At 73.2% G+C, this 15,054-nt stretch carries 10 protein-coding genes; 4 read left to right on the forward strand and 6 right to left on the reverse strand.

The window, feature by feature from the left end; translation table 11 throughout:
* Positions 1-66: 66 nt before the first annotated feature.
* Both ABZY31_RS14580 and ABZY31_RS14585 read left to right on the forward strand, forming a co-directional pair.
* A complete protein-coding gene (locus ABZY31_RS14580) occupies positions 67-1,866 on the forward strand; it encodes a phospholipid carrier-dependent glycosyltransferase (protein WP_356409372.1) in 1,800 nt (599 codons plus the stop codon).
* Positions 1,867-1,913: 47 nt separating this feature from the next.
* Positions 1,914-3,542: a penicillin-binding transpeptidase domain-containing protein gene (locus ABZY31_RS14585; RefSeq protein WP_356409375.1), complete on the forward strand. Its 1,629-nt coding sequence runs from the start codon at positions 1,914-1,916 to the stop codon at positions 3,540-3,542.
* A gap of 570 nt (positions 3,543-4,112) precedes the next feature.
* Here the strand turns inward: ABZY31_RS14585 and ABZY31_RS14590 are convergent.
* From ABZY31_RS14590 to ABZY31_RS14605, 4 genes are read right to left on the reverse strand one after another with little or no spacing between them, the layout of a single operon-like run.
* Positions 4,113-5,285: a serine hydrolase domain-containing protein gene (locus ABZY31_RS14590; protein ID WP_356409378.1), complete on the reverse strand. Its 1,173-nt coding sequence runs from the start codon at positions 5,283-5,285 to the stop codon at positions 4,113-4,115.
* Between the two features lie 28 nt (positions 5,286-5,313).
* Positions 5,314-6,084, reverse strand: coding sequence for an ABC transporter ATP-binding protein (locus ABZY31_RS14595; protein ID WP_356409380.1), 771 nt, complete (start codon positions 6,082-6,084; stop codon positions 5,314-5,316).
* Positions 6,085-6,097: 13 nt separating this feature from the next.
* Positions 6,098-6,859: a cobalt ECF transporter T component CbiQ gene (gene cbiQ / locus ABZY31_RS14600; protein ID WP_356409383.1), complete on the reverse strand. Its 762-nt coding sequence runs from the start codon at positions 6,857-6,859 to the stop codon at positions 6,098-6,100.
* A gap of 1 nt (position 6,860) precedes the next feature.
* Complete coding sequence (locus ABZY31_RS14605) at positions 6,861-7,922, reverse strand: energy-coupling factor ABC transporter permease (RefSeq protein ID WP_356409386.1); 1,062 nt, start codon at positions 7,920-7,922, stop codon at positions 6,861-6,863.
* A gap of 180 nt (positions 7,923-8,102) precedes the next feature.
* Between ABZY31_RS14605 and ABZY31_RS14610 the strand changes: the two genes are divergently transcribed.
* The gene (locus ABZY31_RS14610) at positions 8,103-8,492 is read left to right on the forward strand and encodes an SsgA family sporulation/cell division regulator (RefSeq protein WP_356409389.1); all 390 of its coding nucleotides are present in this window, start codon (positions 8,103-8,105) and stop codon (positions 8,490-8,492) included.
* Positions 8,493-8,606: 114 nt separating this feature from the next.
* On the opposite strand, the gene ABZY31_RS14615 is transcribed toward ABZY31_RS14610, so the two are convergent.
* Together ABZY31_RS14615 and ABZY31_RS14620 are read right to left on the reverse strand one after the other, a co-directional pair.
* Positions 8,607-10,823, reverse strand: coding sequence for an MMPL family transporter (locus ABZY31_RS14615; protein WP_356409391.1), 2,217 nt, complete (start codon positions 10,821-10,823; stop codon positions 8,607-8,609).
* Between the two features lie 128 nt (positions 10,824-10,951).
* Positions 10,952-11,542 carry a TetR/AcrR family transcriptional regulator gene (locus tag ABZY31_RS14620; RefSeq protein ID WP_356409394.1) on the reverse strand — a complete coding sequence of 197 codons (591 nt, stop codon included), beginning with the start codon at positions 11,540-11,542 and terminating at the stop codon, positions 10,952-10,954.
* A gap of 187 nt (positions 11,543-11,729) precedes the next feature.
* On the opposite strand from ABZY31_RS14620, the gene ABZY31_RS14625 reads away from it, so the two are divergent.
* Positions 11,730-15,017: a S41 family peptidase gene (locus ABZY31_RS14625; protein WP_356409397.1), complete on the forward strand. Its 3,288-nt coding sequence runs from the start codon at positions 11,730-11,732 to the stop codon at positions 15,015-15,017.
* Positions 15,018-15,054 lie beyond the last annotated feature (37 nt).

Genomic DNA, 15,054 nt, shown 5'->3' on the forward strand with positions numbered 1-15,054 from the left:
TGCCCCGGCCGGCCCCGACGGCCCCGGCGCTGGGGTTCCCACAGGGCTGTTCCCTACGATGACCCGGTGACCAGTACCGCGACGCCGCAACCCAGCCCCGCGGGGGCCCCGCCCGCGCCGCCCGGCGACGGCGAGAACGAGCCGCCGACCTGGCTGCGCCGCCTGCGCGGCTTCGGCTACGTGCCGCCCGGCGCGGGGACGGCGGGCGCGTGGAGTCCGCGGAGCGCGGGGCCGCGCGCCGATGTCCGCAGCCGGCTGGTGCCGCCGTACGCGCAGCCGTCGGTGGCGCTGTGGACGGCGCTCGGGGTGCCCGCCTCGGCGACGGCGACGGTGCTGCGGGTGCTGGCGTGGGCGGGTCCGCTGCTGGTGGCGCTGGTGGCCGGGGTGCTGCGGTTCGTGCACCTGGGCAGCCCGAGGGCGGTGATATTCGACGAGACGTACTACGCGAAGGACGCCTGGGCGACGATCCGGCAGGGCTACGAGGCGAACTGGCCCAAGGAAATCGACAAGTCGATCCTGGCGAACCCCGACGGGGTGGTGCTGCCGACCGACCCGGGTTACGTCGTGCACCCGCCGGTCGGCAAGTGGGTGATCGGGCTCGGCGAGTGGATGTTCGGCTTCGACCCCTTCGGCTGGCGGTTCATGACCGCGCTGCTCGGCACCCTGTCCGTGCTGATGCTGTGCCGGATCGGGCGGCGGCTGCTGCGCTCCACCTTCCTCGGGTGCCTCGCGGGCGCGCTGATGGCGGTGGACGGGCTGCACCTGGTGATGAGCCGCAACGCGCTCCTCGACCTGGTGCTGATGTTCTTCGTGCTGGCCGCGTTCGGGGCACTGCTGATCGACCGGGACAAGACCCGGGCCAGACTCGCGGCGGCGCTGCCGACGGACGACGAGGGACGCACCCGGCCGGATCCGCTGATCGCCGAGACGCTGCGGCTGGGGTGGCGCCCGTACCGGCTCCTCGCGGGCGTCTGTCTCGGCCTGGCCTTCGGCACCAAGTGGAACGGCCTGATCGTGCTGGCCTTCTTCGGGGTGCTGACGGTGCTGTGGGACGCCGCCGCGCGCCGCGTCGCCGGTGCGGGCGCCCCGTACGCGGCGATGCTGCGCCGCGACGCGCTGCCCGGGTTCCTCTCCACCGTGCCGGTGGCGGTGGCGGTGTACGTCGCCTCGTGGACGGGCTGGATCCTGAGCCCGGACAACGGCAAGGGCGGCTACTTCCGCGACTGGGCGCGGACGCAGGACCAGGGCAGTTCGCTGTCGTTCCTGCCGGAGTGGCTGCGCAGCCTGTGGCACTACGAGACGGAGGTCTACAACTTCCACGTGGGCCTGACCTCGGGCCACACCTACCAGTCCAACCCCTGGAGCTGGCTGGTCCTCGGCCGTCCGGTCTCCTTCTACTACGAGTCCCCCGCGCCCGGCACCGACGGCTGCCCGGCGACCGCGGCGGGCAAGTGCGCGCGCGAGGTGCTGGCGATGGGCACCCCGCTGCTGTGGTGGGCGGGCTGCTTCGCGCTGCTGTACGTGCTGTGGCGCTGGCTGCTGCGCCGCGACTGGCGGGCGGGCGCGATCGTGTGCGCGCTGGCCGCGGGTCTGCTGCCCTGGTTCAACTACCAGGAGCGGACGATCTTCTACTTCTACGCGGTCGTCTTCGTGCCGTACCTGTGCCTGGCGGTGGCCATGATGATCGGCGCGCTGCTGGGCCCGGCCGGATCGTCGGAGCGGCGGCGGGCGCTCGGGGCGATCGGGGCGGGCGTCCTGGTCCTGCTGATCGTGTGGAACTTCATCTACTTCTGGCCCCTCTATACCGGCCAGTCGATCCCCATGGACTCCTGGCGGGGCCGGATGTGGCTGGACACCTGGGTGTAGCGCGCTGAACATGTTCAGACAGAGGTGACTCCTGGGGAGGGGGCTGTATGAACGGGGCGGCGAAGGGTGCCATCGTCGGCGGGGTGTTCCTGACGATGGTCGGCGCGGCGGGGTACGGGGCGTACGCGCTGGTCGGCGAGGGGTCCGGGGGTGGTTCCGGGGGCGGGACGCAGAGCCGGGCGGAGCGGCGGACGGGGCCGCCCGACGGCAAGGAGACGGCCGAGGCGGCCCGGGCGTTCCTGGCGGCCTGGGCCGCGGGGGACGAGCGGGCCGCGGCGGACCTGACGAACAATCCGGCCGTCGCGCAGGGTGCGGTGGGCGAGTTCAGGACGAAGGCGTTCGTCTCGAAGGCCGTCATCACGCCCGGTACGGCGACGGGGACCACGGTGCCGTTCACGGTGGCGGCCGAGGTGACCTACGACGGGGTCACCAAGCCGCTGGCCTACGAGTCCCGGCTGACGGTGGTCCGCGGGCTGACCACCGGCAAGGCGCTGGTCGACTGGCAGCCCGGCATCCTGCACCCGCAGCTGCGGAAGGACGAGAAGCTGCGGACGGGCGCGCCCGTGGCCCCGCCGGTCAAGGCGGTCGACCGCGACGGCGTGGAGCTGACGGCGCAGAAGTACCCGTCGCTGAAGCCGGTCCTGGAGCAGCTGCGCAAGACGTACGGTCCGACGGCGGGCGGCACCCCGGGCGTCGAGACGTGGATCGAGCCGGCCGCGCCGGACGCCCCGAAGCGGGTTCTGCTGACGCTGGCGGAAGGGAAGCCGGGCCTGCTGAAGACGGTGCTCGACGCGGGCGTGCAGGAGGCCGCCGAGAAGGCGGTCGCCGCGTACCCGGAGTCCTCGGTGGTCGCGCTCCAGCCGAGCACGGGGCACATCCTGGCGGTCGCCAACCACCGGGCGGACGGCTTCGACGCTGCCGTCCAGGGCACCCGGGCGCCGGGCTCCACGATGAAGATCGTGACGGCCTCGATGCTGATCAACCGGGGGGTGGTGAGCGCGGACAAGACGGTGGAGTGTCCGAAGACGGTGTCGGGGGGCGGCCGTTCCTTCCACAACCTGGAGAACATGGAGCTGAAGGGTGCGAGCTTCGCGACCAGCTTCGCCAAGTCCTGCAACACGGCCTTCATCGGCCAGATGAAGGCCGTGGGCGACGAGTCGGCGCTGGCGGACGAGGCGCGACAGGTCTTCGGGCTGGGGCTGGAGTGGAAGGCGGGCTTCACGGTCTTCGACGGCGACGTGCCGGATGCGGTGGGTCCCGAGGCGGCGGCCGAGTACATCGGCCAGGGCCGGATCCGGATGAGTCCGCTGAACGTCGCCTCCGTCACGGCGACGGCGCGGACGGGGGTCTTCCGGCAGCCGGTGATCATCGCGGAGGGCGTGGGAGAGCGGGTGCTGGCGCGGGCCGAGCGGCAGATGAAGCCGGGCACCTCGCGGCAGCTGACGCAGATGATGCGCCAGACCGCGACGGCGGGCACGGCGGCCGGGGTGATGGCGTCGGTCGGCGGCGACAAGGGGGCGAAGACGGGGTCGGCGGAGGTCGACGGTGCGGGGAGCCCGGACAGCTGGTTCACCGGCTTCAGCGATGACGTGGCCGCCGCCGCCATGGTCCAGTCCGGCGGCCACGGCTCCGACGCGGCGGGCCCTTTGGTAGCCCGCGTCCTGAAGGCGGGCTGACCCCGGGGGCGGGACCTTCCCTGGTCCCGTAACCCCGGCCGGCCTCGGCTCGGCCGGCGCCCGCAGCCCCGGCGGGACACCCATCAGTCCCGCCGGACCACATCCAGCCCCGCCGGCGTTTGAGGCGCGGCGCGGGCCGCCCCCGACCCCGGCCCGGCGGGCAGACGCGGCCCCGATGGACCATCCCAGCCCCGTCGGCGATTGAGGCGCGGGCCCGGGCAGCGCCCCGGTCGCCTCCGGCGGGCCCTCAAACGCCGGGCAGGCTGGAAATGCCCCACCCCACGTCGGCCATACCCAGCCCCGCCGGCGCTTGAGGCGCGGCGCGGGCCGCCCCCGAACCCGGCCCGGCGGGCAGACGCGGCCCCGATGGACCATCCCAGCCCCGCCGGCGATTGAGGCGCGGGCCCGGGCAGCGCCCCGGTCGCCTCCGGCGGGCCCTCAAACGCCGGGCGGGCTGGGAATGCCCCACCTCGGGGGACGCCACTCAGCCCCGCGGGCAGGCGGTGAATGACCCGGCCCCGGGGGTCACTGGCCCAGCCCCGCCGGCGTTTGAGGCGCGGGCCGCGGTCCCTACAGGGTGGTGCGGAGGGCGCGGAGGAGGGATTGGGCTCGGGGGTCGGCGGTGACCGAGGGGGTCAGGGTGTTGGTGACGTAGCCGAGGGCGAGGCCGGACTCGGGGTCCGCGAAGCCGAGGGATCCGCCGCGGCCGGGGTGGCCGAAGGAGGCCGGGGACAGCAGCGGCGACGCCGGCCCGTGCAGCATGTACCCGGGCCCGAAGCGCGTGCCGACCACCAGCACCCGGTCGGCCCCGCCGGACAGCTCCCGCCCCGCCAGCGCCAGCGTCCGCGGCGTGAACAGCCGCCGCCCCGCCCCCTCGACGTCGCCGAGCGTGGCGGCGTAGAACCCGGCCAGCGCCCGGGCGGTGCCGATCCCGTTGGAGCCGGGGAGCTCCGCGGCCCGGTAGCCGGGGTCGTTCTCGTCCGGCGCCGGGCCGATCGCGCCGAACGCGCGCCGGGTCAGCGACCCGGGGTCGGCGTAGGCCTCGGCGACCTCCCGCTTGGGCCGGGTCTTCAGGGCGCCGGTGGCCGGCGGGGCCTCGACGGCGGCCACGCGCCCCACCCGCCCCGCCGCATCCGCCGGCACCCCGATCCGGAAGTCGAGGCCGAGCGGCCCGGTGACCTCCTCGGCCAGCCAGTTGCCCAGCGAGGCCCCGGTGACCCGCAGGACCAGCTCGCCCAGCAGCCAGCCGAAGGTGTGCGGGTGGTAGCCGTGCGCGGTGCCGGGCTCCCAGGAGGCCGGCTGTGCGGCGACCGCGCGCGGCCCGGAGATCCCGTCGGCGGCCTGCGCGGGGCTCAGCGGCCGGTCCAGGGCCGGTATCCCGGCGCGGTGCGCGAGCACGTCGCGGACCAGGGCCCGCTCCTTGCCGCCCGTCTTGAACTCGGGCCAGTACGCCGCGACGGGCGCGTCGAGGTCGAGCAGCCCCCGCTGGTGCAGCAGCAGCGGGACGGCGGCGGCGAAGCCCTTGGTGGCGGAGCGGACGATCTGCGCGGTGTCCCGTTCCCAGGGCGCCGCGTCCGGGCCCTTCGCGTCCGCGTCCCGCACCCCGCCCCACAGGTCGACGACCTTGCGGCCGTCGCGGTAGACGGCGACGGCCGCGCCCCGGTCCCCGAGCGCCTCGAAGTTGCGTACGAAGGCCTCCCGGACCGGCTCGTAGCCGTCCGCCACCTCACCCTGAATGTTCACGAGCGGTGCAACACCCGGGGATCGGTGCTTATGCCACGGACACGGACCGGGGGTCGAAGCCGAACGGCAGCTCCAGCCGGTGCGCCCGCATCAGCGTCTCGTCGCACAGCAGGTCCTGGGTGCGTCCGTCGGCGGCGATGACCCCTTCGCTGAGGATCACGGCGCGGGAGCACAGTTCGAGGGCGTAGGGCAGGTCGTGGGTGACCATCAGGACGGTGACGTCCAGGGAGCGCAGGATGTCGGCCAGTTCGCGCCGCGAGGCCGGGTCGAGGTTCGAGGACGGCTCGTCGAGGACCAGGATCTCCGGTTCCATGGCGAGGACGGTCGCGACGGCGACCCGGCGGCGCTGCCCGAAGGAGAGGTGGTGCGGGGGACGGTCGGCGAAGTCGGCCATGCCGACCCGTTCCAGGGCGCCGCGCACCCGGGCCTCCAGCACGTCCCCGCGCAGGCCTGCGGCGGCCGGCCCGAAGGCGACGTCCTCGCGGACGGTCGGCATGAAGAGCTGGTCGTCGGGGTCCTGGAAGACGATCCCGACCCGGCGCCGGATCTCGGCGAAGTTCCGCTTCTCCACGGGCAGCCCGGCGACGGTGACGGTGCCGACGCCGCCGGTCAGGATCCCGTTGAGGTGCAGGACGAGGGTGGTCTTGCCCGCGCCGTTGGGTCCGAGCAGCGCGACGCGCTCTCCCCGCGCGACGGTCAGGTCGACGCCGAAGAGGGCCTGGTGCCCGTCGGGGTAGGCGTAGGCGAGCCCGGACACGTCCAGGGACGGGGCGGTCGGGGGTGTGGTCACGGGGTCCATCCCATCGGAGAGGTCACAGGGTCCATCCCAGCAGGCAGACGGCCAGGGCCGCCACCGGCAGTGCGGCGGCGCGGGCCCATTGGGCGCGGGTGGCGGTGACCTCGTCGATCACCGGCATGGAGCCGGCGTAGCCGCGGCTGACCATCGCCAGGTAGACGCGCTCGCCGCGTTCGTAGGAGCGGATGAAGAGGGCTCCCGCGGTCTTGGCGAGGACGCCCCAGTGGCGCACGCCGCGCGCCTCGAAGCCGCGGGAGCGGCGGGCGATCGACATCCGGCGCAGCTCGTCGCTGATCACGTCGCCGTAGCGGATCATGAACGAGGCGATCTGGACGAGCAGGGGCGGCAGCCTGAGCTGCTGGAGGCCGAGCAGCAGGGCGCGCAGTTCGGTGGTGGAGGCGAGCAGGACGGACGCGGCGACGCCGAGGGTGCCCTTGGCCAGGACGTTCCAGGCGCCCCACAGGCCCGAGACGCTGAGCGACATGCCGAGGACGTCGACCCGCTCGCCTTCGGCCACGAAGGGCATCAGGACGGCGAAGGCGACGAACGGCACCTCGATCAGCATCCGCTTGAGGAGGAACCCGGCGGGGATCCGGGCCGCCGCGGCGACCCCGGCGAGCAGGAGGGCGTACATGGCGAAGGCCCACACCGCCTCGCGGGGGGTGGACACGACGACCAGGACGAAGCAGAAGGCGGCGGCGAGCTTGCAGTGCGGCGGCAGCGCGTGGACCGCGGTGCGCCCCTGCCGGTAGAGCGTGTGGGCGTGGCCGGCGCCCATGTCAGTGCGCCGCGACGGCGGGTGCGTCCGTACGGTCGTCCGCGCGGCGGCGGCGGACGGCCCAGAAGACGCCGGAGCCGACCGCGATGGTCGCGCCGACGCCGATGACCCCGGCCAGGCCGCCGGAGAGGCGGGCGTCGTCGACGTCCTTGACGCCGTAGTCGGCGAGCGGGGAGTCGGCGGCGGCGTGCTCGGTGACCTTCCGGTCGATGCCCTGGTCGGCGGCGACCTTCTCCAGGCCGTCGGGGCTGGCGGAGGCGTAGTAGGAGGCGAACCCGGCCAGCAGCAGGGCGGTGACCAGGCCGGTCGCCCACACCGCGCGGGCCGGGCGGGTGGCGCGCGCGGCGGCCGGGACCCGGGCCGGGGCGGCGGGCGCGTCGACCAGGCGGCCGTCCACGCGGAGCTTGAGCGGGGTGGCCAGGCCGTGCGCGCCGTGGACGAGGTCGGGGCGGACGGCGAGTACGGCGCCCACGGTGAGGGCGGTGATGGCGGCCTCGCCGATGCCGATGAGGACGTGGACGCCGACCATGGCGGTGAAGACCTTGCCGGTGGACACGTCGGTGGTGCCGCCGAGGGCGTAGAGGAGCGTGAACATGCCGGCGGCGGCGGGCACCGAGAGGAGCGCGCCGGTGAAGGCGGCGGCGGTCACGGAGCGCCGGGTGTCCGGGAGGACCTTGAGCAGGGCGCGGAAGACGGCGTAGGCGACGATCACGGTCACCACGGCCATGTTCACGACGTTGACGCCGAGGGCGGTCAGGCCGCCGTCGGCGAAGAGGAGGCCCTGCATGAGCAGGACCACCGAGACGCAGAGCACCCCCGTGTAGGGCCCGACGAGGACCGCGGCGAGCGCCCCGCCCAGGAGGTGGCCGCTGGTGCCGGCCGCGACCGGGAAGTTGAGCATCTGGACGGAGAAGATGAAGGCGGCAACGAGACCGGCGAGCGGCGCGGTGCGCTCGTCCAGTTCCTTGCGGGCGCCCCGCAGGCTCACGGCGACGGCGCCCGCGGCGACGACTCCGGCTGCTATCGAGACGGGGGCGTTGATGAAGCCGTCGGGCACATGCATGGGGGCTGCTCCGCTTCCTGCGGTGAAGGGTCGAGGTCTTTAACCGTTCAAGAATAGTGCCCACTTGCAAATCGTTGGCAAGAGCGCTCCCGTCACAAAAAGCGCCTCGCGCGTTCGTCGGAATATGCGACTCTGGGGTGAATAAGGACGCATTTGTCCAGCTTTAGAGGAGACCGGTCGATGTCTGCCACCGCCGACAATCCCCCCACGGCCACCGTCGCCCGCGCCGTCGAGGTGCGCGCCACCGCCCGTGTCATCAGCGACGATCCCCTCTACCGGAAGATTCCGGTCGCCCTGCGCTTCAGCCCCGACGAGCCCCTGGCCGTGCGGATCGTCTTCCCCCCGGACCTCTCTCCCGAGGGCACGGAGAACGAGTGGGTCTTCCCCCGGGCCCTGCTGGAGGCCGGCCTCCAGGCCCCGACCGGCACCGGCGACATCCGCGTCTGGCCGTGCGGCCGGGTGCAGGCGATCGTCGAGTTCCACTCTCCCGAGGGGGTCGCGGTGATCCAGTTCGACATCGCGGGGCTGCGCCGCTTCCTGCGCCGTACGTACGGGACCCTCACCCGGTAGCCGTACCGGCCCCCCACGGAATCGGGCCCCGAACGGCCGCACGGAAACGGGCCCGGCCCCGCACCCCCTGGACGGGGGGTGCGGGGCCGGGCCCGTACAGCAGCAGCGCGCAGCTCAGACCTTGACCAGCTCGCGGTCGGCGTCCGGGCCCTCGGCGGCGCTCCTGGCGGCGAGGTGCTTGCGCAGGCTCTCGCCCTCCACGTCCACGTCGGGCAGGATCCGGTCCAGCCAGCGGGGCAGCCACCAGGCCTTGTGGCCGAGCAGGGCCAGGACCGCCGGGACGATGGCCATGCGGACCACGAAGGCGTCGAAGAACACCGCGACCGCGAGGCCGAAGCCGATCATCTTGACCATCTGCTCGCTGGCCCCGATGAAGCCGGAGAACACCGCGATCATGATGACGGCGGCGGCCACGACGACCCGCGCGCTGTACTGGAAGCCGGTCACGACGGCCTGGCCCGGGCGCTCGCCGTGGACGTACGCCTCGCGCATCCGGGTGACCAGGAAGACCTCGTAGTCCATGGCCAGACCGAAGACGACGCCCACCATGAAGATCGGCATCATCGACATGATCGGACCGGTCTGCTCCACGCCGAAGAGCGAGCCGAGCCAGCCCCACTGGAAGACCGCGACGACCGCGCCGAGGGCCGCGACGACCGACAGCAGGAAGCCGAGGGCCGCCTTGAGCGGGACCAGCACCGAGCGGAAGACCAGCATCAGCAGCAGGAACGCGAGGCCGACGACGAGCGCCAGGTACGGCAGCAGCGCGTCGTTCATCTTCTGCGAGAAGTCGATGTTCATCGCGGTCGCGCCGGTGACGTAGACGTTCTCGCCGTTGCCCCCGCGGATCTCGTGGACGAGGTCCTCGGTCTTCTTGGAGGACGGGCGGTCCTCCGGGATCACCGTGATCACCGCGGCGTCGGCGGCCTCGTTGAGTGCGGGCTTGGTGACCGCGACGACGCCGTCGAGCTTCTTGATCCGGTCGGCGGTGCTGTCGGCGAGGCTCTGCCCGCCGTTGACCACGACCATCAGCGGGCCGTTGAAGCCCGGCCCGAAGCCGTCGGAGAGCAGGTCGTACGCCTTGCGCTGGGTGGTGGAGACGGGCTGGGCGCCGTCGTCCGGGAGGCCCATCTCCAGGCTGCTCGCCGGGATCGCGATCGTGCCGAGGCCGATCACGCCGACCAGCAGCACCATGACCGGGCGGCGCAGGACGAAGCGGGCCCAGCGGGTGCCGCCGTTCGGCCGCTCCTCGGGGTTGCCGTCCTTGCCCGTGCGGGGCGCGCGGCCCTTGCCGAAGAGCTTGCTCTTCGTACCGGCGGGCAGCACCTTGCGGCCCGCGAAGCCGAGGATGGCGGGGACCAGGGTCAGCGCCACGAGGACCGCGATGACGACGGTGCCGGCGGCCGCGAAGCCCATCTTGCTCAGCATCGGGATGTTGACGACGGCCAGCCCCACGAGGGCGATGACCACGGTCAGACCGGCGAAGACGACAGCGGAACCAGCGGTTCCGGCGGCCCGTCCGGCGGCCTCGTCCCGGGCGTGGCCCTCGGCCAGCTCCGCGCGGTAGCGGGAGACGATGAAGAGCGCGTAGTCGATGCCGACCGCGAGGCCGATCATCATCGCGAGCGTGGAGGTGGTGGAGCCGAGGTCGAGCACGTTGGCGAGCGCGGTGATGGAGGAGACGCCGATCCCGACGCCGATCAGCGCGGTCAGCAGCGGCAGTCCGGCCGCGATCAGCGAGCCGAAGGTGATGACCAGGACGATCGCGGCGATGACGATGCCGATGATCTCGCCGGAGCCGGTCTCGGGCGCCGCCATGAGCGCGTCGCCGCCGATCTCGACGGTCAGCCCGTGCGCCTGGGCGTCCTTGCCGGACTCCTTCAGCGCGTCGCGGGTCTTGTCGGTCAGCTCCATGCCGCTGACCTTGTACTTCGCGCTGATGTAGGCGGTGGAGCCGTCCTGGCTGGTGGCCTGGGTCTGGTACGGGTCCGCGACCGAGGCGATCTGGTCGGCGCCGGCGCCGGACTTCAGACCGGAGACGATCTTCTCGACCTCGGTCTTGACGCCGGGGTCGGTGACCTTCCGGCCCGCCGGGGCCTTGATCACGACGCGGGCGGTGGCGCCGTCGGCGGCCATGCCCGGGAAGCGCTGATCGAGCAGGTCGAAGGCCTTCTGGGCCTCCGTTCCGGGTATCGAGAACGATCCGGAGGTGGGCGCGGAGGCGGACGCCGCGCCGAATATGGCGACGAAGAGCAGCGCCACCCAGGCGAGGGCGACGAAGCGGCGGCGCCGGAAGGCGCCCCGGCCGAGCCGGTAGAGGAAGGTGGCCACGTCGGCGGTTCTCCCGTTCGGGTCGTGGGATGGATCCGGGATGGATCAGGGCGTGAGGAGCCGGCCCGACGACGAGAGCGGCGTGTCAGGAGCAGCAAAAAAGGGTCGAAAGGGCCGAGAAGCGGAACTCAGACGCCGAGGGCGGGGAAGACCACGGCATCGATGAACTGGCCGAGGAAGGCCCGGTCCACCGACCGGTCCTCGATCAGCGGGAGCGCGATGAACGCCCCGATGAGCATGTGGGGTACGAAGTCGAGCGCGGGACAGTCGGCGGCGATCTCGCCCCGGTCCACCGAGCGCCGCAGCATCACCTGGAGCCCGTTGAGCTCCGGGTCGACCAGCAGGTCGCGCAGTGCCTTGTGGAGTTCGGGGCTTTCGTGGACGGCGTGCGCGAGGCCGCGCATCAGCGCGGTGTCCTTCGCCATCTGGTCGTCGTCGGAGTGCTCGACCATCAGGGCGAAATCGCCGCGCAGGCTGCCCGTGTCGATGTCCCGCAGCGAGACCGGCTGGGTACATCGCAGGGCCTTGGCGACCAGCTCCGGCTTGCTCCCCCACTGGCGGTAGAGGGTGGCCTTGCTGGACTTGGTGCGGGCCGCGACCGCGTCCATCGTCAGTGCTTCGTAGCCGACCTCGCGGAGCAGGTCCAGGACCGCCCCGTGCAGCTCGGCCTCCCGCTCGGGGGTGATCCGGCTGCGCCGTGACAAGACCTCTTCGGTCATTTCCACGTCCCTTCCACCGGTCGCTTCCCGAACGGATGCGGTGCGTACTCCCCCGACGATACCGGCGCGGCTAACGAAACGAAACCGTTCCGTTTCGTTCGGGGCGTGTCATGTGTCACGCCGGTTCACCTGTACGAGATGCGCGGTCCGAGTTGCCCGCACCCCCCGGCGCGGAAAGCATTGGGGGGTGAGTCACGACGTCGCGTACCTCCGGTTCCCGCACCTGCACGACGACATGCTGTGTTTCGCCACTGAGGACGATCTTTGGGTGGCGCCCTTGGTTCCTCCTGGAGAACCGGTCGGCCGCGCCTGGCGGCTCACCGTCGACCGGACCCGGGTCGGGCACCCCCGCTTCTCCCCCGACGGCCGCCACATCGCCTTCACCACCTGGCGCAGCCTCGACCCGGAGATCCACCTCGCGCCGGTCGACGGCGGCCCCGCCCGCCGGCTGAGCCACTGGGGCTCCACCGACACCCGGGTGTGCGGCTGGACCCCGCCCGACAAGGACGGCCGCAGCGACATCCTGGCGGTCTCCTCTCACGGCCAGCCCTTCTCCTACTTCTCATGGGCCTACCGCCTGCCCACCGACGGCAGCCCCGGCGGCCGGCTGCCCTGGGGCCCGGTCTCCGACATCGCCGTCCAGGAAGCGGAGGACGGCGAGCGCCGGACCCTGCTGCTGACCGGCAAGCCCCCGCACGAGCCCGCCGCCTGGAAGCGCTACCGCGGCGGCGCCACCGGGCGGCTGTGGCTGCACGGCGAGCGGCTGCTGGAGGGCATCGAGGGCCACCTCGACGCCCCGATGTTCGTGGGCGGCCGGATCGCCTTCCTCTCCGACCACGAGGGCGTCGGCAACCTGTACTCCTGCCTGCCCGACGGCAGCGGCCTGCGCCGGCACACCGACCACGCCGAGTTCTACGCACGGCACGCCTCCAGCGACGGCACCCGCGTCGTCTACCAGTGCGCGGGCGACCTGTGGCTCGTCGACTCCCTCGCGCCCGGCGCCGTACCGCGCAAGCTGGAGGTGCGCCTGGGCGGACCGCGTGCGGGGCGGCGTACGTACCAGGTCGCGGCGGCCAGTCACGTGGACTCCCTGTCGGTGGACTCCACCGGGCGGGCCAGCGCCGTCGTGGTGCGCGGCAGCCTGTACTGGCTGACCCACCGCGACGGGCCCGCGCGGACCATCGCCGACACCCCGGGCGTGCGGGTGCGGATGCCGGAGATGCTGGGCAGCGGCGGGCAGGTCGCCTACGTCACGGACGCGGAGGGCGAGGACGCGGTCGAGATCGCCTACCTGCCCCGGGCCAGCGGGGAGCGCGAGCCGCGGCGGCTGGCCTCGGGCGCGCTGGGGCGCGTACTGGAGCTGGTCGCGGACCCGGACGGGGAGCGGCTCGCGATCGCCTCCCACGACGGCCGGCTCCTGCTGATCGACGCGACGGACGAGTCCGACGGGGAGGTCACCGAGCTGATCCGCTCCACCAACGGGCCGGTGACCGACCTGGCCTTCTCCCCCGACGGATGCTGGCTGACCTGGTCGCACCCGGGGATCGGGCGTTCGCTGCGGCAGATCAAGATGGCGCGGATCTCCGGGCCCGGCGGGCCGACGGTCGTCGACGTCACCAACGGCCGCTTCGAGGACGAGAACCCGGTCTTCACCCGGGACGGCCGCTATCTGGCGTTCCTGTCGTGGCGCGGTTTCGACCCGGTCTACGACGTGCACACCGGGGACCTGTCCTTCCCGCTGGGCTGCCGCCCCTACCTGGTGCCGCTGTCCTCGGCGACCCCCTCGCCCTTCGCCCTGTCCGCGGACGGGCGCCCGGCGGCGGGCGGCCTGGATCCGGTGGAGGGGGACGCCGACACGGGGGACGGTGCGGTGACGGTCGAGGTGGAGGGCCTGGAGAGCCGGGTGACACCCTTCCCGGTGACCGCCTCCAAGTACTCCGCGCTGTACCCGGTGAGCGGGGGCGGCCTGGTGTGGCTGCGCTGGCCCATCTCCGGCGCGCTCGGCGAAACCTTCGCCAACCCCGCCGACACCAGCGGCAAACCGACGCTGGAGCACTTCGACATCACCAAGGCCCGCAAGACCGAACTGGCCGCCGGGCTCGACTGGTTCGCGGTCAGCGGCGACGGGTCCCGGCTCGTCGTCAACGACGACGGGGACCTGCGCGCCGTACCGGCGACCGAGTCCGGGGACAGCGACTCGACGGTCTACCTCGACCTGCGGCGGATCCTGCACGAGGTGGACCCGGCCGCCGAGTGGCGCCAGGCCTTCGAGGAGGCCGGGCGGATCATCCGCGCCTACTTCTGGGAACCGGGGATGTGCGGGATCGACTGGGACGGCGTCCTGCGCCAGTACCGCCCGCTGGTCGAACGGGTCGCCTCCCCCGACGAGTTCGCCGACCTGCTGCGCGAGGTCCTCGGCGAGCTGGGCACCTCGCACGCCTACGTCTCCCCCGCGCGCCGCAACGAGGGCCCCCCGCACTACCAGCGCGCCATCGGGCTGCTGGGCGCCAACCTGGTGCCCCGCGACGGCGCCTGGGTGGTCGCCCGGATCCTGCCCGGCGACTCCTCCGACTCCAAGGCCCGCTCCCCCCTGGCGGGCACCGGGATCCGCGAGGGCGCGGTGCTCACCCATGTGGACGGGCGGCCGGTGGACCCGGTGGCCGGCCCCTACCCGCTGCTGTCGGCGGCGGGCGGGACCACGGTCGAGCTGACCTTCCGGCCCGCCGAGGGCGAGGGCGGCGCGCGCCGCGTGGCGATCGTCCCCCTCGTCGACGAACGGCCGCTGCGCTACCAGGACTGGGTGGCCAAGCGCCGGGAGGTGGTCCGCGAAATGAGCGGCGGCCAGTGCGGCTACCTGCACATCCCGGACATGGGCGGCTCCGGCTGGGCCCAGTTCAACCGGGACCTGCGCCTGGAGGTCTCGCGGCCCGCCCTGCTCGTCGACGTGCGCGGCAACGCGGGCGGGCACATCAGCGAACTGGTCGTGGAGAAGCTCACCCGCTCGATCCTGGGCTGGGACCTGACCCGCAACGCCCAGCCCGTCTCGTACGCCTCGAACGCGCCGCGCGGCCCGATCGTCGCCCTGGCCGACGAGGCCACCTCCTCGGACGGCGACATGATCACCGCGGCCTTCAAACTCCTGGGCCTGGGACCGGTGGTGGGCCAGCGCACCTGGGGCGGGGTCGTCGGCATGACCGGCCGTCACACCCTGGGCGACGGCACGGTGATCACGGTGCCGATGAACGCCGCCTGGTTCCCCGAGTACGGCTGGTCGGTCGAGAACCACGGCGTGGAGCCGGACCTGGCGATGCTGCGCACCCCGCTCGACTGGGCGGAGGGGCGGCACGTGCAGCTCGACGACGCGGTGCACCTGGCGCTGGAGCTGCTGGAACAGGACCCGGCGGCCGTGCCGCCCGGCTACGCGGACGTCCCCGACCGGCGCCGCCCGAAGCTGCCGCCGAGGTCCGACGACTGACCGCAACTGATCGAAATGCGAGGAATATCCGCACGTG

It is taken from the genome of Streptomyces sp. NPDC006529, from assembly GCF_040611795.1.
Classification (GTDB): Bacteria; Actinomycetota; Actinomycetes; order Streptomycetales; family Streptomycetaceae; genus Streptomyces.

What these genes read in the sequence shown, in the direction of transcription:
- ABZY31_RS14585 (WP_356409375.1), top strand. Translation starts at nt 1,914, where the DNA reads ATGAACGGGGCGGCGAAGGGTGCCATCGTCGGCGGGGTGTTCCTGACG.
- ABZY31_RS14595 (WP_356409380.1), bottom strand. Translation starts at nt 6,084, where the DNA reads ATGGACCCCGTGACCACACCCCCGACCGCCCCGTCCCTGGACGTGTCC.
- cbiQ (WP_356409383.1), bottom strand. Translation starts at nt 6,859, where the DNA reads ATGGGCGCCGGCCACGCCCACACGCTCTACCGGCAGGGGCGCACCGCG.
- ABZY31_RS14605 (WP_356409386.1), bottom strand. Translation starts at nt 7,922, where the DNA reads ATGCATGTGCCCGACGGCTTCATCAACGCCCCCGTCTCGATAGCAGCC.
- ABZY31_RS14610 (WP_356409389.1), top strand. Translation starts at nt 8,103, where the DNA reads ATGTCTGCCACCGCCGACAATCCCCCCACGGCCACCGTCGCCCGCGCC.
- ABZY31_RS14620 (WP_356409394.1), bottom strand. Translation starts at nt 11,542, where the DNA reads ATGACCGAAGAGGTCTTGTCACGGCGCAGCCGGATCACCCCCGAGCGG.